This window comes from Nitratireductor basaltis (assembly GCF_000733725.1).
Classification (GTDB): Bacteria; Pseudomonadota; Alphaproteobacteria; order Rhizobiales; family Rhizobiaceae; genus Chelativorans; species Chelativorans basaltis.
On record NZ_JMQM01000001.1, the window covers coordinates 1,670,328 to 1,693,376 of the forward strand.

General features: G+C 60.8%; 16 protein-coding genes. 7 read left to right on the top strand and 9 right to left on the bottom strand.

What is annotated here, in order from left to right; all coding sequences use genetic code 11:
- The first annotated feature begins 180 nt into the window (after window positions 1-180).
- Window positions 181-375 (top strand): hypothetical protein, encoded by a 195-nt coding sequence (locus EL18_RS08105; protein WP_036484264.1) that lies wholly within the window; start codon window positions 181-183, stop codon window positions 373-375.
- On the opposite strand, the gene EL18_RS17285 is transcribed toward EL18_RS08105, so the two are convergent.
- Entirely contained in the window at window positions 356-964 is a 609-nt protein-coding gene (locus EL18_RS17285) for a hypothetical protein (RefSeq protein ID WP_152552976.1), read from the bottom strand. The two genes, EL18_RS08105 and EL18_RS17285, sit on opposite strands and share 20 nt — an antisense overlap.
- A 150-nt stretch (window positions 965-1,114) precedes the next feature.
- Here EL18_RS17285 and EL18_RS08115 point away from each other — a divergent pair, with 150 nt between their 5' ends.
- Both EL18_RS08115 and EL18_RS08120 read left to right on the top strand, forming a co-directional pair.
- Entirely contained in the window at window positions 1,115-2,614 is a 1,500-nt protein-coding gene (locus tag EL18_RS08115; protein WP_036481652.1) for an AMP nucleosidase, read from the top strand.
- 31 nt (window positions 2,615-2,645) lie between these two features.
- Complete coding sequence (locus EL18_RS08120; protein ID WP_051913891.1) at window positions 2,646-3,680, top strand: endonuclease/exonuclease/phosphatase family protein; 1,035 nt, start codon at window positions 2,646-2,648, stop codon at window positions 3,678-3,680.
- On the opposite strand, the gene EL18_RS08125 is transcribed toward EL18_RS08120, so the two are convergent.
- Entirely contained in the window at window positions 3,677-4,510 is an 834-nt protein-coding gene (locus EL18_RS08125) for a class I SAM-dependent methyltransferase (protein ID WP_244444536.1), read from the bottom strand. The two genes, EL18_RS08120 and EL18_RS08125, sit on opposite strands and share 4 nt — an antisense overlap.
- 5 nt (window positions 4,511-4,515) lie before the next feature.
- On the bottom strand, window positions 4,516-6,228 hold the full coding sequence (locus EL18_RS08130) for an electron transfer flavoprotein-ubiquinone oxidoreductase (RefSeq protein WP_036481655.1): 1,713 nt from the start codon (window positions 6,226-6,228) through the stop codon (window positions 4,516-4,518).
- Window positions 6,229-6,660: 432 nt separating this feature from the next.
- Between EL18_RS08130 and EL18_RS08135 the strand changes: the two genes are divergently transcribed.
- Window positions 6,661-7,539: a uracil-DNA glycosylase gene (locus EL18_RS08135; RefSeq protein ID WP_036481658.1), complete on the top strand. Its 879-nt coding sequence runs from the start codon at window positions 6,661-6,663 to the stop codon at window positions 7,537-7,539.
- Here the strand turns inward: EL18_RS08135 and EL18_RS08140 are convergent.
- Complete coding sequence (locus EL18_RS08140; protein ID WP_051913894.1) at window positions 7,530-8,759, bottom strand: MFS transporter; 1,230 nt, start codon at window positions 8,757-8,759, stop codon at window positions 7,530-7,532. The two genes, EL18_RS08135 and EL18_RS08140, sit on opposite strands and share 10 nt — an antisense overlap.
- A gap of 70 nt (window positions 8,760-8,829) precedes the next feature.
- On the opposite strand from EL18_RS08140, the gene EL18_RS08145 reads away from it, so the two are divergent.
- Window positions 8,830-9,264, top strand: a complete 435-nt coding sequence (locus EL18_RS08145) for a helix-turn-helix domain-containing protein (protein WP_036481661.1) — start codon at window positions 8,830-8,832, stop codon at window positions 9,262-9,264.
- Here EL18_RS08145 and EL18_RS08150 read toward each other — a convergent pair.
- Together EL18_RS08150 and EL18_RS08155 are read right to left on the bottom strand one after the other, a co-directional pair.
- Window positions 9,261-10,214, bottom strand: a complete 954-nt coding sequence (locus EL18_RS08150) for a DMT family transporter (protein ID WP_036481664.1) — start codon at window positions 10,212-10,214, stop codon at window positions 9,261-9,263. The genes EL18_RS08145 and EL18_RS08150 overlap by 4 nt on opposite strands.
- 113 nt (window positions 10,215-10,327) lie before the next feature.
- Window positions 10,328-12,634, bottom strand: coding sequence for a xanthine dehydrogenase family protein molybdopterin-binding subunit (locus EL18_RS08155; protein WP_036481667.1), 2,307 nt, complete (start codon window positions 12,632-12,634; stop codon window positions 10,328-10,330).
- Window positions 12,635-12,781: 147 nt separating this feature from the next.
- On the opposite strand from EL18_RS08155, the gene pepN reads away from it, so the two are divergent.
- Together pepN and EL18_RS08165 are read left to right on the top strand one after the other, a co-directional pair.
- Window positions 12,782-15,427: an aminopeptidase N gene (pepN, locus tag EL18_RS08160; protein ID WP_036481668.1), complete on the top strand. Its 2,646-nt coding sequence runs from the start codon at window positions 12,782-12,784 to the stop codon at window positions 15,425-15,427.
- A gap of 191 nt (window positions 15,428-15,618) precedes the next feature.
- Window positions 15,619-17,961 (top strand): PAS domain-containing sensor histidine kinase, encoded by a 2,343-nt coding sequence (locus tag EL18_RS08165; RefSeq protein ID WP_036481671.1) that lies wholly within the window; start codon window positions 15,619-15,621, stop codon window positions 17,959-17,961.
- Window positions 17,962-17,979: 18 nt separating this feature from the next.
- On the opposite strand, the gene EL18_RS08170 is transcribed toward EL18_RS08165, so the two are convergent.
- From EL18_RS08170 to EL18_RS08180, 3 genes are read right to left on the bottom strand one after another with little or no spacing between them, the layout of a single operon-like run.
- Complete coding sequence (locus tag EL18_RS08170) at window positions 17,980-20,943, bottom strand: bifunctional [glutamine synthetase] adenylyltransferase/[glutamine synthetase]-adenylyl-L-tyrosine phosphorylase (RefSeq protein ID WP_036481673.1); 2,964 nt, start codon at window positions 20,941-20,943, stop codon at window positions 17,980-17,982.
- Window positions 20,944-22,341 carry a sensor histidine kinase gene (locus EL18_RS08175; RefSeq protein WP_036481675.1) on the bottom strand — a complete coding sequence of 466 codons (1,398 nt, stop codon included), beginning with the start codon at window positions 22,339-22,341 and terminating at the stop codon, window positions 20,944-20,946. It lies immediately after the preceding gene.
- Between the two features lie 4 nt (window positions 22,342-22,345).
- Window positions 22,346-23,020 carry a response regulator transcription factor gene (locus EL18_RS08180; RefSeq protein WP_036481677.1) on the bottom strand — a complete coding sequence of 225 codons (675 nt, stop codon included), beginning with the start codon at window positions 23,018-23,020 and terminating at the stop codon, window positions 22,346-22,348.
- Between the last annotated feature and the right edge of the window lie 29 nt (window positions 23,021-23,049).

Here is a 23,049-nt window from a genome sequence, read left to right on the forward strand (position 1 = left end):
ATGCTAACGCGTGGCTTCACGATGATATGCCTCATCGTCTCGATCATGGGTATGTTCGGCGCAGTCGCTGTCGCCGATCTGACCAGGAGCCGAGGGACCACACTTGCATCGGATGTTTCCTGCATAGAGAGGACCAGCTGCATTCGGTGACATTTGCAGCCAGACGCAGGGTTTATGCAGATGAACAAGCTATACGCCAATACGAAGAATTTTCTTGGCTACCTGCCCCGCGTGATTGTGCTTGGTGCACTGCTGGCCCTGCCGCTCGTTGCCGTCAATCAGGTACGCGCCGACAACGGCTCCATCCTCGAAAGCATCGAGGAAAAGGGCGGCGGCATCGGCTTCGTGCTTCTGGTCAGCCTGCAGCGGGGGTGAGGAAGTTCGGAGGCAAGGTATATTGGTTCAGCTCAAGAAATGCGGCGTACGTGTACCAGATGCCTCCACCGAATGTTCCGATAACACCCAAGGCCACTATTATTACTATAACGTTCACGCCGAAACCAATCTTTTCGGTCCTCTCATCTGCATACAGCCACTGCGACAGATAGGTAAGGCAGGACAACGATGCTGCTAGCAACGTAGCAATTGCAAACCATGCTAAACACACAGCAAACAATGGGAGCGCCTTAGAGTGCTGGGTGGCTAGGTGCCCCAGAAAAGCGAGTAGCGCTACCGACGCACCACCGCAGACTAATAACATGCTCCGTATCGCGTTCTGGCCCGAGAGGATTACCGACTTAAACATCTCAAGATCGGTTTCGTGTCGTAGACGTCGAAACTCCACTTGCTCTGCGAGCGTGGCCTTAAATTCTTCGAGTTCAGCAGGTGTCGGTGTTGGGTGTGAAGAATTGCGCACCAGATTGAGGTACTGGACAATACTCTCTATGGGAACAGTCTTCACTCCACGCGCTTGTAATGCTTCCATCTCGCTAGCAAACTGGTCCGCAAACGCGCGTATATCCACCTGACGTCCCCCGCAAAAAAGCAACTTTATGTTGCACAGTTTTCTACGCCAGGAAAACCCAGATACTTGGCGACAGGTAAAAATGTGGAGTGCGGTGTGTTACGACGCACCACGCCTCGAAACCGTCACGCACTGTGCCTATAATGGGCCATGGACAAGCGAATCTATCATCAGGCAATTGACAAGGTTTCCAGCCCGCCCGCCGTGGCGCGGCAGAGTTTCAACGATGCCCGTGAGGCCGTGGACGCGCTGAAGGCGATCTATGCGCGCAATACGGGCTTTCTGCGCGACGCCTTTGCGGCATTGGGCGAGACCGGCGAGAGCGACAGCCGATACCGGGCCTATTATCCCGAAATCAGCATCTCGACCTCTTCCTTCGCGCAGATCGACACGCGTCTGGCCTATGGCCATGTGCCGGAGCCTGGCACCTACACCACCACGATCACGCAGCCCGAATTGTTCGACACCTATCTGTTGGACCAGCTCAATCTGGTGATACGCAATCACGGCGTGCCAATCGTCGTGGGAGAATCCGACACGCCGATCCCGCTACATTTCGCCTTCGGGAAAGACACCTATGTCGAAGCCGCCATCGCCGACCGGCTGAAGCGGCCGCTTCGCGATCATTTCGATGTTCCGGATCTCAATGCGACCGACGACCATATCGTCAACGGAACCTATGAGCCGGGACCGGGTGACCCGCTGCCATTGGCACCCTTTACCGCCCAGCGCATCGACTACTCCCTGCATAGGCTGGCCCATTACACGGCCACGTCGCCGGAGCATTTTCAGAACTTCGTGCTGTTCACGAACTACCAGTTCTATATCGACGAGTTCTGCGCCTATGCCCGCGAAATGATGGGAAAGGGTGGCGAGGGCTATGACAGTTTTGTCGAGCCCGGCAATGTGATCACCTATGCGGGCGACAAGAGCCCGCATGCTTCCGGTCCCGCACGCCTTCCGCAAATGCCGGCCTATCACCTCACCCGCAAGGACCATTGCGGGATTACCATGGTGAATATCGGCGTCGGCCCGTCCAATGCCAAGACGATTACCGATCACATCGCGGTTCTGCGTCCCCATGCCTGGCTGATGCTTGGCCATTGCGCCGGCCTGCGCCACACACAGGCGCTTGGCGATTATGTGCTGGCGCATGCCTATGTGCGCGAAGACCATGTGCTGGATGACGATCTGCCGGTCTGGGTTCCGCTCCCGGCACTTGCCGAGGTGCAGGTCGCGCTTCAGGAAGCAGTGGCCGAAACCACCGGCCTTTCAGGCTATGAGCTGAAGCGCATCATGCGTACCGGCACGGTGGCCACAATCGACAACCGCAACTGGGAACTGCGCGAACAGCGCGGGCCGGTGCAGCGCCTTTCCCAGTCGCGCGCGATTGCGCTCGACATGGAATCGGCCACGATCGCGGCAAACGGCTTCCGCTTCCGTGTGCCTTATGGCACGCTGCTTTGCGTCTCCGACAAGCCGCTGCATGGGGAACTGAAGCTGCCGGGCATGGCGACCGATTTCTACAAGCGCCAGGTCTCGCAGCATCTGAAGATCGGCATACGCGCAGTCGAGAAACTGGCGGAGATGCCGCCGGAACGCCTGCATTCGCGCAAGCTTCGCAGCTTCTCGGAAACGGCTTTTCAGTAAGACGGCACGGGTTTCGCAAGAGGATCGAGCGATGGCATTCGGAGCGCTTCGGGCGGAGCATCTGCGCTGGCTGGGCATTGCCTGCGGCATTGCCGCGGTTCTGGCAACCGGGCCGCTGGTGATGGGATTCTGGGGCGCGCTTCATCCGGCTTTCGACGCGCTGTCCCATTTCCGCATTCATCTGGCGGTGTTGATCGCGTTACTGGCGGTTCCCGCCATTTTCATACGTGGCTGGCGGATGATCGGGCTGATGGCCGTGGCACTGGCCGTGGCTTCGGTCACTGCAACGCTGAACATGCTGAACCCTGCTTCGCAGGCACAGGCAGCGGCGAACGGACAGGATGGCGCGCGCTATCGCCTGCTGCAAATGAATCTGCGCTTCGACAATGCCACGCCCAAGTCCGTTCTCTCACTGATCGGCCGTTCCAATGCCGACATTGTCACCCTGAACGAAGTCTCGACGAAGTGGCAGGAAGAACTTGGCTTCATCAAGGGCGCCTATCCCTATCAGGTGATCTGCCAGGCGCGGGCGCGGGTTGGCGGCGTTGCCATTCTCTCCCGTCGGCCCTTCATGCATCCGGCCACGGCTGCCTGTCACGAGCGTGGTTCGCTGGCAACCGCCAGCGTCATGCTGGGCGACCGCGTGGTCAATGTCGCAGCCCTGCATCTTGGCTGGCCGTGGCCCTTTGGCCAGCATGCGCAGGTGGAGCGTGCGCGCCCGACGCTTGAGAAACTGGGCAAGACCACCATTCTGGCCGGAGACTTCAACGCCGCACCGTGGAGCGAGACGGTTCGTCGCGTGCTTGAGGCTGGTGCTTTTTCACTGCCGCAGGCGGTGGGGCCGACCTGGCTTGCCCGCCCCCTGCCCGACGCCTTGCGCCGCACGGTTGGGCTTCCGATCGACCATGTGTTGATCAAGGGTGGCCTCGAGGTCCACTCGATCGCGCGGCAGGGTGATGCGGGTTCGGATCATCTTCCGGTTCTGGTGGAATTCTCGCTTCTGCCGCAGGAGAGAGCCGGAGAGGCGGTGCTGGCTGAAACTCGCCGGCACAGCCATTTCAACTAGGCCTGCGCCTTCTTCGCCAGGACGAGATGACCCGGCACGGGCTTTCCCTGCTCCGTGCGCACGGTAATCGGCTGGAGATCCAGAAGCGCGAACTGGTTCGCTTTGAGCAAGCGCTCGATATAGGCCTGTGCATGTGCGAAGCGCTGATGCGCGCCGACACGGAAGTCCTTCCCGCCAAATTCATCCTCCGCGAGCGTCTCGCTTGAGAAGGCGATGATCGCACCGGGATTGGAAAGCTCGCTCAAGCCTTCGAAGAACTCCTCCAGATGGCCCATATAGGGCAGAACATCGGTGGCGGTCACGAGGTCAAAGGGTTCGACATCGGCATGCTGCACGAAGTCGACCGCCTCGCCCACATAAAGCGCATCATAGAAGCCCTTCTCATGGGTGATCTCGACCATGCGTTCGGACAGGTCCATGCCAGTAATGTGCTCGACCCTGTCGCGCAGCACCTCGCCGGTGAGGCCCGTGCCGCAGCCGAGATCCAACATGCGTTCGAAGGGCCCAAGTCCCTGCTCTTCCAGGGCCGCACGCACCAGATTTGGCACGTCATAGCCAAGCTGGCCGACAAGGATCGCCTCGAAGGCTTCCGCATGCTGATCGAAGAGCGTTGCCACATAGGCATCGGGCGCCTTGGGCGGGGTTTCTCCCCTGCCCATGCTGGCAAGCCTTACCGCCGCCCCGCCATGATCGGCGGGGTCGATCTCAAGGCATTGCCGATACGCTTCTGCGGCCGCGTCGAAGTCGCCCGCCTTTTCCAAAGCGAGCGCGCGGTTATAGGCTTCTTCCAGCGCGTCCTGATCGAAGTCCTGGATGTCGTCTTCGCTCACGCTGATCACATGTCCGAATAGACCGGGCCTTCGCCGCCCTGCGGCGGTACCCAGTTGATGTTGCCGTTCGGATCCTTGATGTCGCAGGTCTTGCAGTGCACGCAGTTCTGCGCGTTGATGACAAAGCGCGCGTCTGCCTGCCGGTCGGCTTCACCTCCCTTTTCAGCCGCACCCGGTCCGCCAGCCAGCGAATTGCCGTCGGCATCCACCCATTCATAGACGCCGGCCGGGCAGTAGCGCGTCGAAGGTCCGGCGAATTCCATGAATTCGGAGCGCTTCTGCAGGTCCATGTCCTTCACTTGAAGATGCACGGGCTGCTCTTCCTCGTGATTGGTGTTGGACAGGAACACCGAGGACAGGCGGTCGAAGGTGAGAACGCCGTCGGGCTTGGGGTAGTCGATCGGCTTGTGCTTGGCGGCAGGTTCAAGCGACTGCGCATCGCTCTTGCCATGCTTCATCGTGCCGAAGAAGGAGAAGCCGAAAAGCTGGTTGGTCCACATGTCCAGACCGCCAAGGCCGATGCCAAGCATTGTGCCGAAGCGCGACCAGAGCGGCTTGACGTTGCGCACGCGCTTCAGATCCTTGCCGATGTCAGAGGCACGCCATGCGTCTTCGAATGCGGTGAGGTCGGCATTGGCGCGACCTTCGGCAATGGCTTGCGCCACATGCTCGGCTGCCAGCATGCCCGAGAGAACCGCATTGTGCGAACCCTTGATGCGCGGAACATTCACGAGCCCAGCGGAGCAACCCATTAGAATGCCGCCGGGGAAGGACATTTTCGGCACCGACTGGTATCCGCCTTCGGTGATGGCGCGCGCGCCATAGGAGATGCGCTTGCCGCCCTCGAAGGTTTCGCGGATCGCCGGATGCGTCTTGAAGCGCTGGAACTCCTCGAAGGGCGAGAGATAGGGGTTCTTGTAGTTGAGGTGCAGGACGAAACCGACCGCGACCTTGTTGTCTTCCAGATGATAGAGGAAGGAGCCGCCGCCGGTATTCATGTCGAGCGGCCAGCCGAAGGAATGCTGGACAAGGCCCGGCTTGTGGTTCTCCGGCTTCACTTCCCAGAGTTCCTTCAGGCCTATGCCGAATTTCGGCGGCTCGCGCCCCTCGTCCAAGCCGAATTTTGCAATGAGCTGCTTGGCGAGCGAGCCGCGTGCGCCTTCGCCGATCAGCACATATTTGCCCATGAGCGCCATGCCTGGCGCATAGGCCGGGCCGTGGCTGCCATCGCGCTCCACGCCCATATCGCCGGTGACGACGCCGATCACTGCACCCTCGTCATTGTAGAGCATGTCGGCGGCAGCGAAACCGGGATAGATCTCCACGCCCAGCGCCTCGGCCTTTTCGGCCAGCCAGCGGCACACATTGCCAAGCGAGACAATGTAGTTGCCGTGATTGTTCATCAAGGGCGGCATCATGAAATTGGGCAGACGCAGCTTGCCAGCAGGTCCAAGCAGGAGGAACTGGTCGTCGGTCACCGGCGTCTTGAAGGGATGGCTTTCATCCTCGCGCCAGTCAGGCAGCAAACGGTCGATACCAACGGGATCGACAACGGCACCGGAAAGGATATGCGCGCCAACCTCACCACCCTTTTCAAGGACGACGACGGAGAGTTCGGGATTGAGCTGCTTGAGCCTGATGGATGCGGCAAGTCCTGCCGGTCCTGCACCGACAATGACCACGTCAAATTCCATGCTCTCGCGTTCGACTTCACTCATTTGGCTCGCTCCCGGTTGTCGTCCCGTTTGGCTTGGCTGTAACACTCACGCTTCTGCCCTTAAAGCATGAAGCGCATATGCAGAACAGTTTTGCCGATTTGTTCCAACGGAATTTATACTTTTACGTAAAGGTAAGGCAAGAGGATGCGTTCGTGCCACTTTCAGGTGACGTGGCTTTTCACGATGCATGCCAGGTCAAGATCAGCGCAGTGCCCGGATAAGTGGTGCGGAGGCAATGGATGGCGATGAGGCCGATGCGGCGCAAGCTGCCAGCCTTGCGCTGGACCGCCCTGCCCGCATTTGAGCCTCAAGCCGCAAGCAGGACGTCTGCCGGGCACAAAGCTGTTCCCACGGGTTTCGCTCCTGTGTGCAGCTTGAACTGCATGCTTATATTCCCTTGCTTTTGAACCGCACAAATCCGACATTGTGCCCATGAATTCCGCTCCTTCTCCAGAAAGCTTTAGCCTGCACGAGCTGCTTGCCTTCTATGCCGATGCCGGCGCGGATGATGCGCTTGTGGAGGAGGCGCCGGACCGGTTTGCCGAAGCTCAGGCCGCGAAAGCGGCGGCGGAAGCGCGACGTGCGTCTCAGCCGACTTCCGGAAGTGCACCGGCGACAAGTGGCGGTTCTGCACCACGGCCAGCACCGCCCAGCCCTGCCCCAATGGCAGCGCGCGCCACGGCAAGAGCCGCCATTCCTGACGAAGGGCAGGCAGCGCGTGCGCGCGAACTGGCGGCGAAGGCCACTACCCTGCAGGAACTGCGCGAGATCATGGAGGCGTTCGACGGCTGCAATCTGCGGATGACGGCCAAGAGCATGGTCTTTGCCGACGGCAATCCGCAAGCCGATCTGATGCTTGTGGGGGAAGCACCGGGCCGCGACGAGGATTTGCAGGGGCTGCCCTTTGTCGGACGTTCCGGCAAGCTGCTTGACCGGATGCTGGCGGCCATCGGCCGTGACCGGACGAGCGCCTATATCTCCAACGTCATTCCTTGGCGCCCGCCGGGCAATCGCGACCCCTCGCCGCTTGAAACGGAAATATGCCGCCCCTTTATCGAGCGGCATATCGAGCTTGTCTCGCCGAAGGTTCTGGTGACGCTTGGCAATCCCTCCACCAAGCTTCTGCTACGCACCAGTTCCACCATCACGCGGTTGCGTGGCAAATGGGCTCAGCATCACACACCCGGAGGCAAGGAAATCGCCACCATGCCTTCGCTGCATCCGGCCTATCTTCTGCGCAACCCCGCACACAAGAAGCTCGCCTGGAAAGACTTGCAGGCGATCAGGGCGCGGCTTGAGGGTCAGGGCTGAGCCAGACTGCGGCGCGATTTCATCACCCGCTCGGAAGCGGTTACAAGCAGCATCAGCCCGACACAGACCGCGACAATCATGGAGATCAGCGTGTAGGTCCAGCCGAAGCCGTGGGCCTCGATCATGGCTTGCGAGGCGAATGGGGAGATGAACTGGCCAAGGAAGATCGCTGCAGCCAGCGCACCGCCTGCAAAACCACGACGGGCCGCGGGCACAAGGCCAAGCGCCATGCTGACGAAATTCGGCATTGTGAGCGCGTAGCCTGCACCTATGAGAATGGCCGCGATCGGAAGCATCACGATGCTTTGCGCCTGTGGCAGCAGGGCAAAACCCGCAGCAAACATTCCGCAGCTGATCACGCAGACACCGAAGAAGCCCAGCGACGGATGAAGCCTGCGAAACTGAAGCGCGGAGGCAGCTCCCGCGAGCGACATGACGCCGAGGCCAAAACCCGTCATGCGCGCCGCATCATAGCCCATATGGTCCAGATAGAACGGGAGTTGGGTCGGCATGATGAAGAAGGTCATGTTCACCATCATCTGCGCCAGAAACAGGACGGCAAAGAGTACGGGCCAGGCAGGATGCCCCTTTTCGGATGCATGTCCCTTCGCGTCCCCGGCGTCATCTTCACGCCTTGGCTCCACGATCGCTTTCGCAACAACGGGAAGAAAGAGGATCGGAAGCAGGTAGATTGCAAATGGCAGCCGGGCGTTGAAGCCGGCGATCAGCCCCGCCGTGACGATGAAGAGGAAAGCGCCGACATTGCGCGCGGAAATCTCCATGCCCACCATGGCGGAGCGCCGCGCACCCTTGAAGTAGTCTCCGACCAGCGCGATCTGCGCGGACATGATGAAGGCGACGCCAATCCCAAGGGCCAGCCTGCTTGCGAAGACGGCTTCAAGGCTCGGCAGATACAGCCCGGCAGAGCCGGTCAGGATGAAGATGACAATGCCTGCCAGAAGCAGCGGGCGCTTGCCGTAACGGTCCGCCCACAGGCCAGCCAGGGGTGCTGCGAAGATCACAACGATGGAAGGTGCCGGTACCAGGAGCCGGGTCAGAAGCGCGGCATTGGGATTGTCTCCAAACATGCGCTGAAGCCCCGGCAATGCCGGGGAAATGGTTGCGTTGGCCATGACTGTAAGGCTCGCTGCCAACAGCAGCGCCAAGACGCGCGGCTCGCGCCACAAACTGCCGCTGTCAGCGGCTTCGCCAGTGCTCATATAGCATTTCCTCTTGCTCAATTCATTTTGGAAATGCAGGCTGCCACTTCAAGTTAACTTGAGGTCAAGCATGAAGTTTCTCGATATTGGCGAGGTGGTGGCGCGCTCCGGTCTCTCCGCCTCGACGCTGCGTTATTATGAGGAAATCGGTGCCATCCGCTCCGTCGCCCGACATGGCTTGAGGCGGCAGTATGAGCCACAGGTGCTAACACAGCTTTCACTGATTTCGGCGGGCAAGGCGGCGGGCTTCTCGCTGGAGGAAATCGGCGCGATGTTTGGCCCGCAAGGCGAGCCGCAGCTGTCACGCGAGGCGATGCGCAACAGGGCCGAGGAGCTGGAGGCGCAGATACGCAGGCTATCCGCGCTGGCCAAGACCGTGCGCCATGCCGCCGAATGCCAGGCCAAGAACCAGCTTCAGTGCCCGAAATTCCAGCGCCTCTTGCGGCTTGCCACGCGCCGGGAGCAGCACATCCGGCAGAGCCGCAAGTCCGCGCGCGCCCGCTAGGGGCTTGGCGGCACGAAGCGGCGGGCAGCGGGGCGCTTTAGGCCGAGCCGGCGCTCGCGCCAGATGATGAAGAGGCCCGCACCGACCACGATCAGCCCCCCCACCAGCGTGTAGAGCGTCGGCACATCCTGAAAGACGAAATAGCCCACCACGATGGCGAGGATCATCGAGGTGTATTCGAAGGGCGCGATGGTCGAGAGTTCGGCATGACGGTAGCACTGGGTCATCAGGATCTGGGCCACGCCACCGCAAATGCCCGCACCTATGAGAGCCAAGGTCTGCGACCATGTCAGCGCGATCCAGCCGAAGGGCAAGGTGAACAGCGAGATGATGGTGGCGGTTGCCGAAAACCACAGGACAATGGTTGCCGTCTTCTCCGTCTGCACCAGACGCCGCACAAGAAGCATGGCGATTGCGGAGCCGCAGGCGCCCACCAGAACCGCGATAACGCCGAAGCCCTGTCCGGCTTCCAATCCCGCCTCACCGGTCAGCAAAGTCAGCTTTGGCCATGCGATGATGACGACGCCTATGAAGCCGATCATGACTGCGCTCCAGCGATAGATGCGCACGACCTCCCCCATGAAAATGGCGGAGAAGACCACCACCAGCAGCGGCTGCGCGTAATTGAGGGTGATCGCGTCGGGCAATGGAAGCTTGGTGAGGCCGTAAAAGCCGCAGGCCATGGAGAAGACGCCGACCAGACCGCGCGCGACATGGCCCAAGGGCTTGTCGGTCTTGAATGCCGTTGCCAGTTCCTTCCTCCAGGCCAGCATGGCAAGGATCGGGAACATGGCAAAGAAGGAGCGGAAGAAGACGATCTGGCCCGGCGGCACGTCGCCCGAATACTTGATGAGCGACGACATCGCCACGAATATCGCGACCGAGATCACCTTCAGCGCGATACCGACAAGCGGTCTCGGTTCCTGTCCCACATCCTTCACGGCCGGCATTTTTCGTCTCTCAAATCACTGTCTCAAAATGAAGAGGCAGGATGCGTCGCATCCCGCCCCGGAAATGATGGAGGCTGTAGCGCTTGTGTGCTTTTGCAGCCGTTACTCACAGCTCAGGCCCCAGCCTCCTGAATGGCCTGCCAGATGCGCGAAGGCGTGGCTGGCATTTCCACGTGGTTGATCCCGTATTCGCGCCAGAGCGCGTCCACCACTGCGTTCAAAACGGCAGGTGTTGCGCCGATGGTGCCGGCCTCGCCTGCGCCCTTGATGCCCATGACATTTGTCTTGGATGGCACGTTGCGTGTCTCGAAATGGATGTCAGGCAGAAGGTCCGCGCGGGGCATGCCGTAATCCATGAAGGTCGCTGTGATGAGCTGACCGTCTTCGGAATAGACCGTGTCTTCGGTCAGCGCCTGCCCTGCCCCTTGCGCGACACCGCCATGCACCTGACCGGCAAGCAGGACCGGGTTCACCGTCGCGCCGAAATCATCCACGATCCAGTAGCCGACAAGCAGCGTCTCGCCGGTTGCCGGGTCGATCTCAACCTCACAGATATGGGTCCCGTTCGGATAGGTCGCCTCGTCCTGCACGAATTCGCCGAAGCCCTGCAGGTCGTCAGGCGCCTTTGCGGCCTTGGCAATGCTTGCAAAATCGAGTTCCCGGTCGGTGCCGACAATGCGCGCCTTACCGTTCTCAAGCTCGATATCGGCGGCTGACGCCTCGAGTTCATCGGCTGCGATCTTGCGGATTTTCTCCGCCAGGTCTTCGCCTGCGCGCGATGCGGACACACCGCCAAGGGGAATGGAGCGGGAGCCGCCTGTGCCGCCGCCCTTCTCCAGCCGGTCCGTGTCACCCTGATGAACGTGAATCCTGTCGATGGGCAGGTTGAGCTTTTCGGCAACGAACTGCGCGTAAGCCGTGGCGTGGCCCTGTCCGTTCGACTGGGTGCCGATGGCAAGCGTCACCGACCCGTCGCCATTAAGCGTCACATGGGCAGGCTCGGAGCCGGCAAAGGCGCAGGCCTCGATATAAGTCGCCATGCCGATGCCGCGGATGCGCCCGCGTGCCTTCGCCTCTTCCGCACGCTTGTCGAAACCGGCCCAGTCGGCGCGTTCCATGCACTGGTTCATGTGGCCTTCGAACTCGCCCACATCATAGGTGCGGCCGGTGGGCGTGGTGTAGGGAAACTGCTCGGGGCGGATGAAATTGCGCCGGCGGATCTCGTCACGGCCAAGGCCGAGTTTGCGCGCGCATTCATCAACCAGCTTTTCCAGCAGGAAGGCGGCCTCGGGACGCCCTGCCCCGCGATAGGCATCGACGGGACAGGTGTTGGTGTAGACGCCGTTGATCTTCACATCGAGGGCGGGGAGGTCATAGACGCCCGTCGACATGGACACCCCGACAAAGGGAATGAAGGGGCCATATTGCGAGATATAGGCGCCCAGATTGGCGGTCAGATCCACCTTCAGCGCGAGGAAGCGACCATTCTCGTCCAGCGCCATGGTGGCCTTGACGACATTGTCGCGGCCCTGTGCGTCGGTGAGAAAATGCTCGGTGCGGTCGCCGGTCCATTTGACCGGGCGGGAAAGACGGCGGGCGGCCTCCATCACCAGCGCATATTCGCGGTAGACGAAGGTTTTCGGCCCGAAACCGCCGCCGACATCCGGCGTGATGACGCGCAGCTTGTCCTTGCCGATATTGAAGACCTGGCTTGCCAGAATGTTCTGCATGGAATGCACACCCTGCGAGCCGGTGGTCAGGGTGAAGTGCTCGTTTTCGGGATTGTACTCGGCTATCGCAGCGCGGGTTTCCATGTAGTTGGAAACGAGGCGATTGTTTCGGAAGCTGATCGAGACCTCATGAGCGGCCTTTCCGAAGGCCTGTGATGCCTTTTCCTCGTCACCGACATGATAAACGAAGGCGCGGTTGGAACCGAGATCCGGCCAGACCAGCGGCGCATCTTCATCAAGGGCGGCGGCGGTGTCCACCACCGGCTCCTCGTCCTCATAGTCGACCTCGATCAGCTCCGCGGCGTCCTGCGCCTGCGCACGCGTGTCGGCAACGATGAAGGCGATGGCGTCACCCACATAGCGCACATGATCGCGGCACAGGATCGTAATGTCCCTGGTGGGTGCGCGGCTGCCATCGGGCTGCTTCTGCATGGCACCGGATTTCAGATCGCCGAGATGCTCGATATCCCTTGCCGTCAGCACCAGATGAACGCCGGCGGCTGCATGGGCTTCGTCCAGCGCGCCGATGGTGAAGCGGGCATTTGCAATCGGCGAACGCAGCACATAGCCGTGCAGCACACCGGCAACCACGATGTCATCCGTGTAGCGCCCCTGCCCGGTGATGAAGCTCTTGTCTTCCTTGCGCAGCACGGATGCACCCATGCCGAATTTCGGTGTTGCGACCGTCATGGCAAGCCTCTCAGCAGGTTGATTGTGAAGCAGTTGGGAGTGACACGGTACAGGACAGTTTTGTCGAGTGACTTCATCGTGTAAAGAGCCACCGACGAATTCATTGGGCCAGCGACCTGCTCCCATCCAAGATCAGGAGAACAGTTGATGCGTACCGATACCGGCCAGGTTTTCCGGCTCGAGGAATACAAGCCCAGCGCCTATCGCATCCCGAGGCTTGAGCTGGATTTCCGTCTCGACGCACAGGAGACGCTGGTCACCGCGCGCATGCAGGTCGAGCGGGCGGAAGGCACCGATGTCGGCACGCCGCTCGTACTCGACGGCGACGGTCTCTCGCTGGTCGGCCTCGCGGTCAACGGAGAGCCCGCAGGGGAGAATGGGTTCGAGGCCCTGCCCGATCAACTCACGCTGCGCGATGTGCCTGCTGGCGATCATTTCGAGCTCGAAATCGTCACGCGGATCAATCCCTCCGCCAACAAGGCGCTGATGGGGCTTTACGTGTCCAGTGGCGTGTTCTGCACCCAGTGCGAGGCAGAAGGTTTCCGCCGCATCACCTATTTCCTCGACCGACCGGACGTCTTGAGCACCTACCGAGTGCGTATGGAAGCTGACCGCGCAACTGCGCCGCTGCTGCTGTCCAACGGCAATCCCGTGGAGAATGGCGACCTGGATGGCGGGCGCCACTATGCGATCTGGGACGACCCGCATCCGAAACCGTCATATCTGTTTGCGCTTGTGGCGGGAAACCTCGGAGTGGTCAGCGACCATTTCATCACCGCGTCAGGCCGGAAGGTTGCTCTTGGCGTCTATGTCGAGCACGGCAAGGAAGCGCGGGCGACCTATGCTATGGATGCGCTCAAGCGCTCCATGCGCTGGGACGAGGAGCGCTTCGGTCGTGAATATGACCTCGACGTGTTCAACATCGTTGCCGTGTCCGATTTCAACATGGGCGCGATGGAGAACAAGGGCCTGAACATCTTCAACGACAAATATGTCCTGGCCGATCCCGAGACCGCGACGGACATGGACTTCGCCAATATCGAGGCGATCATCGCGCATGAGTATTTTCACAATTGGACTGGCAACAGAATCACTTGCCGTGATTGGTTCCAGCTTTGCCTCAAGGAAGGCTTGACGGTTTATCGCGATCACGAATTCTCCGCCGACATGCGCTCGCGCGCCGTGCGCCGGATTTCAGAAGTGCGTACCCTGCGAGCGCACCAGTTCCCCGAAGATCAGGGACCGCTTGCCCATCCGGTACGTCCTCGCCGCTACCGCGAGATCAACAATTTCTACACGGCGACCGTCTATGAGAAGGGCTCGGAAGTCGTCCGCATGATCCATACGATTCTGGGAGAAGAAGATTTCCGAAAGGGCATGGATCTCTATTTCGACCGCCATGACGGTCAGGCCGTCACGATCGAGGATTTGATTGCCTGTTTCGAGGAAGCCGGCAGGGTCGACCTGACGCAGTTCGCGCTCTGGTACCACCAGGCAGGGACGCCCAATGTCATCGCCAGCACGAGCTATGACGAGCAGGCGAAGAGCTTCACGCTGGAGCTTGAGCAGTCCGTGCCGCCGACACCGTCGGAAGCACGCAAAAAGGCCATGCATATTCCCCTGAAATTCGGCCTCGTCGGGCCCAATGGCGAAGACATGGACTGGGCTTCAGCCGATGGCGCAGAAATTTCAGGTGATGTCATTCATCTGCGTGAGCGCAGGCACACGATCAGCTTCAAGGGCATCGGGCAGCGGCCTGTGCTCTCGCTCAATCGGGGCTTTTCCGCTCCTGTCGTGCTTTCCGAACAGGTCTCGAGCGCTGACCGCTACTTCCTCGCGCAGCATGACAGTGATGCGTTCAACCGCTGGCAAGCGCTCAACAGCCTGGCCAACGAGGCGCTGATCGAGGCTGCAAACCAGGCGCGCAACGGGACGGTACCAGGATTTGACGATGAGCTTGTCTCCTTCCCGGCAGGGATCGCAGGCGATGAAACGCTGGAGCCAGCATACCGTGCTCTGGCGATCACGCCACCAGCAGAGGCTGACATTGCGCGCGAGATCGGCGGCAATGTCGACCCGGATGCTATCCATCGGGCGCGCGAGGCCTATCTCGATGCGGTGGCCAGGAGTGGCGCAACCCAAATGGCTTCCGTTTATGACGCTCTGGCGGATGATGGCACTTTCAACCCCGATGCTGGACATGCCGGCAAACGCGCATTGCGCAATGTGCTTCTGGGGCTCCTGATGCGCGCCGAAGGCTCGCCTGAGCGCGGTGTCGTGCAGTATCGCTCCGCAACCAATATGACCGAGCGCCTGGCTGCGCTGATGGAGGTCACGCACAGATTCGCAAACTCGCCGGAAGCCTCTGAACTGCTTGCCGATTTCGAGGGCCGCTACAGTGACAATCCGCTGGTCATGGACAAGTGGCTCACAACCCAGGCGACCATACCGGGTGACGGTGCTGCCGCGCGTGTGAGAGAGCTCATGAAGCACTCAAGCTTCTCGCTCTCCAACCCGAACCGCGTTCGTGCCCTGATCGGCGGTTTTGCCTCCGGGAACCAGACCGGTTTCCATGCAGCTGACGGAACCGGCTACCAGCTTCTGGCCGAGACGATCCTGGCAGTGGAGGAGCTCAATCCGCAGGTTGCAGCACGGCTTGCTGTCACCTTCCGCTCCTGGCGTTCACTGGAACCTCATCGTCAGAAGCTGGCACGGGAGGCCTTGGCGACCATTGCGAAGGCTGAGAACCTGTCGCGCGATCTGCGCGACATCGTTGATCGCACGCTGGCCTGAGGCCACGCTTTCGCCCCGGGTTCTCCCCTCTCAAGCAGGTGCCGGCAAGGCATCCGCAATTTATGGTTAACAAAATCTTACCGCGCCTCTGGACACGGCGAATCACCTCTGATTCCTTATGGATGATTCGTCACCGGGGTGAGACGAATCACCAGAGCGGCGATTTTTAATCCAACGAGGGAGTCCTTCGGATGGCGAAGGCGGACGCGGGCCAAATGCCTGCGGGAGGAATCTTTTCCAAATTGCGCCTTGGCGGGGGGCATGGAATGGGCGTTGCGGGGAACGCCAAGATCATAGCGGCTCCTGCCTATGAGCGACTTTTGGCCATTGAGCCCTATCTCAAGCGCGCCATTCCCCTGCTGATTGTCATCTTCCTCGTTTTCATTGCCGCGGCCCGGTTACTGGCCCTGATGGCCCAGCGTGATGACATCGAGCAGGAAGCCAAGCTCCTGGTCGCGCTTGCCGCGGAGAATCTGGCGCAATCGGCAAGCCTTGAAGCCGCTGGTCAAACCGAGATCACCTCGGTGGCGGCGAACGAAAGGATAACAGCCAGCCTGCGTCATCTGGCGGACCCGGCTGAATGGGTTCTGGCCTTCACCGACAGCAATTTCCGTGTCATCGCGACCTCCCCTTCCGGGCGTTCGCTGCAAGATCGCACACTTGAGGGTCTGGTTACGGGCGGACAACCGCTCTTCATGTTCGGCGAGCGTGCAGGCGTCCTGAAGGTTCGCATCGGCGCGAAGGATTGGCTTGCCTCCGTCAATCTCGTGCAGGGCAAGGGCGCAGCCGTCGCGTTGGCGTCCTATGACGGCATCTTTGCCGACTGGCGGCGGACCGCCTCGCTCAACGTGACACTGTTCGCGCTGACGGCGAGCGTGCTCATGGCGATCCTCTATGCCTATTTCAGCCAGGCTGCGCGGGCGCAGGCAGCGGACCGGATCTATCTGGAAGCCCACCAGCGCATCGATCTGGCACTTGTACGCGGCAAATGCGGGTTGTGGGACTGGGACATGGCGCGCGGCAAGATGTACTGGTCGCGTTCCATGTATGAGATGCTCGGCTATGAAGCCGCCGACGTGATGCTTTCCTTTGGTGATGTAGCAAGCATCATTCACGAGGATGACGGCGATCTGTTCGAGCTCGCCAATCGCATCGTCGCCCGCGAGATCGACCATATCGACCAGATGTTCCGGATGCGGCACGCCGATGGAAGCTGGGTGTGGATGCGGGCGCGCGCTCAGGTGGTCGACCCGAAGGCTCCGGAAATTCACCTGATCGGCATCGCGGTGGATGTCACGGAGCAGCGCACGCTGGTTCAGCAGTCGGAAGTTGCCGACCAGCGCCTGCGCACGGCCATCGAGAACATCACCGAAAGCTTCGTTCTGTGGGATGCGCGCGAGCGGCTGGTGATGTGCAACACCAAGTACCAGCAATATACCGGTCTTGATCCCGCGATCATCGTTCCTGGCGTCAAACGCTCGGAGGTCGAGGAGCAGATGACATCCATCCGCTCCGAACGCCGTCTGATCGGCACCGGCGATCCGCGTGCCGGTGCCACATATGAGCGACAGCTCTCCGACGGGCGCTGGCTGCAGGTGACGGAGCTCAAGACACGGGACGGCGGCACGGTGTCGGTTGGCACCGACATCACGCAGCTCAAGCAGCATCAGGGCAAGCTGGTGGACAGCGAACGCCGCCTGATGGCGACGATCCACGATCTTTCCGAAGCGCGCCGCGCAGAGCAGGACCGTGCACGCGAACTTGTCGACCTCAATCGCAAATATATGCGCGAGACGGAGCGTGCCGAGGCTGCCAATCGGGCAAAATCGGAATTCCTGGCGAACATGTCTCACGAGTTGCGTACGCCGCTCAATGCCATCATCGGCTTCTCGGAACTGATGAAGCAGGGACTCTTCGGGCCGCTAGGTTCCGACCGCTATGAGGAATATGTCGGCGACATCTATGCCAGCGGCACCTATCTGCTTGGCGTCATCAACGATATTCTCGACATGTCCAAGATCGAGGCAGGCCAGTTCTCCGTGGACCGGGAGATCATCGATCTATGCCCGCTGATCCATGAGACGGTGCGCGTGGTGGCGCTGCAGGCGGAGAAGAAGAATATCGAGGTGGAAATGGAAGTCGCCGACACGATTTCGCTCTATGCGGATCGTCGGGCCATCAAGCAGATCGTCATCAATCTGCTGTCCAACGCCGTGAAGTTCACTGGAGAAGGCGGCAAGGTGACCTTGCGCGCAAGGCGGGTGGCACGCGCGGTCATGATATCCATAGAGGATACCGGCTGCGGTATTCCGAAGGATGCTCTGAAAAAGCTTGGACGCCCCTTCGAGCAGGTGCAGAACCAGTTCTCCAAGAGCCATTCCGGCTCCGGTCTCGGGCTTGCCATCTCACGTTCGCTTACCCAACTTCATGGCGGTGCATTGAAGATCCGCTCCACGGAAGGTGTCGGCACGATCGTCTCGGTGCGCATCCCCGCACAGCCCAAGCCAAATCAGACTGTGCGCAAGGCCGGCTGAGCGGCAGTGAAGCGAAACTCAGCTTTCCACCGGTCCGACCAGCTTGTCGAAATGACTGCGTATGGCCGAAGCGGTTTCGCTCAGATGCGCCTCCAGAACCGAAAGCTCCGGCAGATCCACCGCACGCAACAGGATGTCCGCCAAACCGGGGGGAACATCATCCGGCTCTAGCGCACCGGTCAGGCACAGCCGCTCGATCTGCATGACCGTGGAGTAGAGACGATGGGCGCTGGCCAGCGTCTCACAAATCTGCCCGTTCGCGAAGTCGGGCGACAGTTTTTCGAGGATTTCGGCCGTGCGGGTGGTGTGGACCCCGGACTGCACGTTCCCGGTCAGCACCGCAACCTGCGCGATGAATTCCAGATCGATGATGCCGCCGGGCACCAGCTTCAGATCCCAATCGTCCCGCGGTGGCTTTTCCTCTTCGATCAGCGCGCGCATCTTGGCTGCTTCGCGACGCACCTCGGCCGCGTTCCTCTTTTGCGCCAGGATCGCCTGCACTTCTTCTTCTACCGCCTTTTGCAGACTGTCATCACCAGCCACAGCACGGGCGCGGGTCAGCGCCATATGCTCCCAGGTCCAGGCGTCGGAACGCTGGTATTTGCGGAAGGCGTCGAGATCGGTGGCAACAGGCCCCTTGTTACCGGACGGGCGAAGGCGCAAATCCAGCTCATAGAGCACGCCTTCTGCCGTGGGAGCAGAGACCGCAGCGATCAGGCGCTGTGTGAGGCGGGCATAGTAGTGCGGCGGGGAAAGCGGTTTTTCGCCGTCGGACTCATCCGCATCCTCGTCATGGTCGTAGAGCAGGATGAGGTCGACGTCAGAACCGGCAGTCAGCTCGCGGCTGCCAAGCTTGCCCATGCCTAGGATAGCCGTGCGGCCACCTGCAACACGCCCGTGGCGCAGAGCGAACTCCTCCTCCACCGCCTGAAGCGCGGCGGCGATTGTCAGATCGGCCAGATCGGAAAATGCGCGCCCTGCCCGGTCGGCATCGATCGCGCCGGTCAGCAGACGTATGCCGATCAGGAACTTCTGTTCTGCTGCGAAAATGCGCAGCCGATCCAGCAGTTCTTCATAAAGCTGGGCACCAGCCAGAAAACTTTCCAGCCGTTCCTCCAAATAGGCACGGTCGGGAAGCTCGGCGAGTAGCTGCGGATCAAGCAGACCGTCGAACACATGCGGGCGGCGGGTGATGATGGCTGCCAGCCGCGGCGCTGCGCCCATGATGGTGGCAAGCAATTGCGACAGGCGCGGATTTGATTGCAGGATCGAGAAGAGCTGGATACCGGCAGGCAGGCCAGACAGGAACTCGTCAAAGCGCAACAGCGCTTCATCGGCACGGCGTGTGGCACCGAAGGCTTCAAGAAGTGCCGGCGTGATCTCGGTCAGTCTTTCGCGCGCTTCGGCAGACTGGGTCGAGCGATAGCGCCCGAAATGCCAGCCGCGAATGACACGGCAGATATCGCTGGGGCGCTCAAAGCCGAGCTCGTTCAATGTTTCAAGCGTGCCCGGGTCATCGACATCGCCGGTAAAGACGAGATTGCCGATGCCGCGCGAGAGTTGCGGTGCAGTCTCGAACAATGCAGCGTAGTGATGTTCCACCAGCTTCAGCGTGGAGCGGAATTTCCCGGAGAATGCATCCGGTGCAAGTCCGAGCAGTCCGGCGATGCGCGCCAGTCCCTCGTCGTCATCGGGCAGCGTGTGCGACTGCTCGTCATCCACCACCTGAATGGCGTGCTCGACATCGCGCAGGAACCAGTACTGCTCCTTCAGCCCTTCAGCCGCCTCCCCGGATATCCAGCCATTTTCGGCAAGGCGGTCGAGCATCTGCGTCGTTGCCTTGCCGCGCAATTCGGGGAAGCGGCCACCGGCGATCAACTGCTGGGTCTGCACGAAGAACTCGATCTCGCGAATACCGCCGCGTCCAAGTTTCACATTGTGGCCGCGCACGGCCACCTCGCCGTGACCCTTGTGGGCGTGGATCTGGCGCTTGATCGAATGGATGTCGGCAATAGCCGCATAGTCGAGGAACTTGCGCCAGACATAGGGCTGCAGTTCGCGCAGGAATGCCTCGCCCGCTTTCAGATCGCCGCCCACAGGCCGCGCCTTGATCATGGCGGCGCGTTCCCAGTTCTGGCCACGGCTTTCATAGTAATTCAGCGCCGCTTCCACCGGAATCGCCAGGGGCGTAGAGCCGGGATCGGGGCGCAGTCTCAGATCGGTGCGGAAGACATAACCGTCTTCTGTACGGTCTTGCATGATGCGCAGAAGCCGGCGGGTCAGCCGCACGAAAAGCTCTGTAACCTCATAGGGATCGGTAACAGCCGGAGCTTCCGGGTCCAGCAGGACGATCAGATCGATATCGGACGAGAAGTTGAGCTCGCAGGCACCGAGCTTGCCCATGGCCAGCACGATCCAGCCGCAACCTTTTACGGGATCGGCGGGGTCCGGCAGCTTCAGCTTTTCCTGCCGGTGCGCGTCACGCAGGAGATAGGCGCAGGCAGCGCCGATGGCGTTTTCGGCCAAATCGCTGAGCCGTTCGACGGTCGTTTTCGTGTCTGCCGCACCGGCGAGCATGTCGAGCGCGATGAGGAAATGGGCTTCGCGCTTGGCCTGGCGCAGGGCCTTCATCACGTCTTTTTCGCTGGCATCATCAGCCATGCCGGCTTCACGCATGGCCTGCGCTATTTCACTCAGGCGGTCGTCAATAGAGGCGTCGAACAGCGCTTCCAGCGCCTGGGGCCTGCGGCGTGCGAAGTCACGGAGATAGGGCGACAGTTCCAGAACGGCGCCAAGGAAGTTCCGCAATTCGCAGGGCGTTTCAAGAAGGGCGCACAGTTTCGCGCATTCAGCCTCGGCCGCCTCTTCTGACAGGAACTCCAGTTCGCGCTCAGCCTGATCGTCATCGGTTGGAACAAGCTTTGCCGCTGGTTTGCCGAACCAGATCGCGCCTGTCTCGCCTTCAAATTCCTTGCCTTCCATCTAGCCCTTCTTGCGTGCGGGGAATGTCATGGCAACTGACAACCCCTCGCCTGCGCCGTCAAGCTCAAGACTGCCGCCATGAAACTTCATCACGGCTTTTGCCAGGCTCAAACCGAGGCCGGAACCGGGCTGGCTTCTGCTCGGTTCCAGACGCACGAAACGTTCCGTGGCGCGTTCACGGTCTTCGGGCGGAATACCCGGACCGGTGTCTCGGACCACGATTTGTGCGCCGTCGCCCTCGCGCTTCAGGCTCACAGTCACCTTCGGGGCTTCTGCCTCGGAGGAGTATTTGATGGCATTGTCGATAATGTTGGAAAGCGCCTGACCGACCAGTTCGCGATTGCCTACGACACTGACATTGTCGGTAGCCTCGGCGCTAAGCTCGACGCCACAGTCCTCGGCCAGCGGCTCATAAAGCTCAACCACATCGGCCAGAATGGCCGACAAATCGATTTCGTCCTGATTTTCTGCGGAATAGCCGGCCTCAAGCCGCGAGATCATGAGAATTGCATTGAATGTGCGGATGAGCTGGTCGGATTCGGCAATCGTCTGCTCCAGAGCTGCTCGGCTTGCGCTTTCATCCGAAACATCCGCAAGTGCTGCCTCGGCGCGGTTGCGCAAGCGTGTGAGCGGCGTCTTCAGATCATGCGCGATATTGTCGGAAACCTGCTTGAGCCCCTCGTTGAGCGCATTGATGCGGTCAAGCATGCGGTTGAGATTTTCCGAGAGACGATCGAATTCGTCCCCCGCGCCACTCACCGGAAGGCGTTGGTTGAGGTCGCCTCCCATGATCTGTCGGCTGGCTTCGGACACATTGTCGATGCGCTTGAGCGCACGCCGCCCCACGAAGTACCAGATCAGCAGCGCGCCCAGCCCCATCATGCCCAGAGCTGCCATCAGCGCCCGCCGGACCACGGTTCTGAAGCGCTCGGGTTCGCCAAGATCGCGACCGACAAGCAGCATCATCGAGTTGGGAAGTTCGATCACCTGTGCGACCGCGGTGTGGTTGGTGGCGCCGGAATCCTGCGCGTCACCATAGCGGTCATAGGAAAAGGGCCGCTCGGTCCATCCGGAACGGTCAAGCACACCGGGCTGAAGCCCTTCGACATTTCCCGACAGGATCTCGCCGGTCGGTCCGGCCAGAAGGTAGAGATTGGCGCCGGGCTGACGCGAACGCATGTCGAGGACCCGGGCGAGTGTCGCAAGCCCGCCGCGCCTGTAGGCCCGACCAAGATCGGCCACCTCCTCCACAATGGCTTCCCGCGTCTGAACGGTGAGAATGCGCACGGAAAGGGAGGTGACATAAACAACAAGCACCGTGGCGCAGATGGCAAAGAGAAGCAGATAGAGCGCGGACAGACGTGCTGCCGTTGTGCGCATGACAGCCGGGAGTCGCATGGGCTCAGTCCGCTCTCAACATGTAACCCGCACCGCGCACGGTATGCAGAACCGGGGTTTCGAAGCCCTTCTCTATCTTGCCGCGAAGCCTTGAGATGTGGACATCGATCACATTGGTCTGCGGATCGAAGTGGTAGTCCCAGACATGTTCCAGAAGCATGGTGCGCGTGACCACCTTGCCCGCATTGCGCATCAGATATTCCAGCAGCCTGAACTCACGCGGCTGCAGCGTGATCTCCTCGCCGGCGCGCCGCACCTGGTGTGTCAGACGATCAAGTTCCAGATCACCGACCACATAGCGCGTCTCGACATCCTTCGCACCGATGCGGCGGCGAAGGACCTCGACACGGGCCAGAAGCTCGGAAAACGCATAGGGTTTCGTCAGATAGTCGTCACCACCGGCGCGCAGCCCGGTCACACGGTCGTCCACTTCCCCCAAAGCCGACAGCACCAGTGCGGGCGTGGTGTCACCCTTCTCGCGCAACTCGCTGATGACCGACAATCCATCGCGACGGGGAAGCAGGCGGTCCACCACATAGACATCATAGCTGCCAGTGTCGGCGAGGTTGAAACCCGTTTCGCCATCGGGTGCGATATCGGCAACATGGCCGGCTTCGAGGAAGGCTTTCTTCAGATAGTCGGCCGCCTCGCGGTCATCTTCGATTAGCAAAATCTTCATTAAGCACACCTCTTCCGCCACCCCGTGAG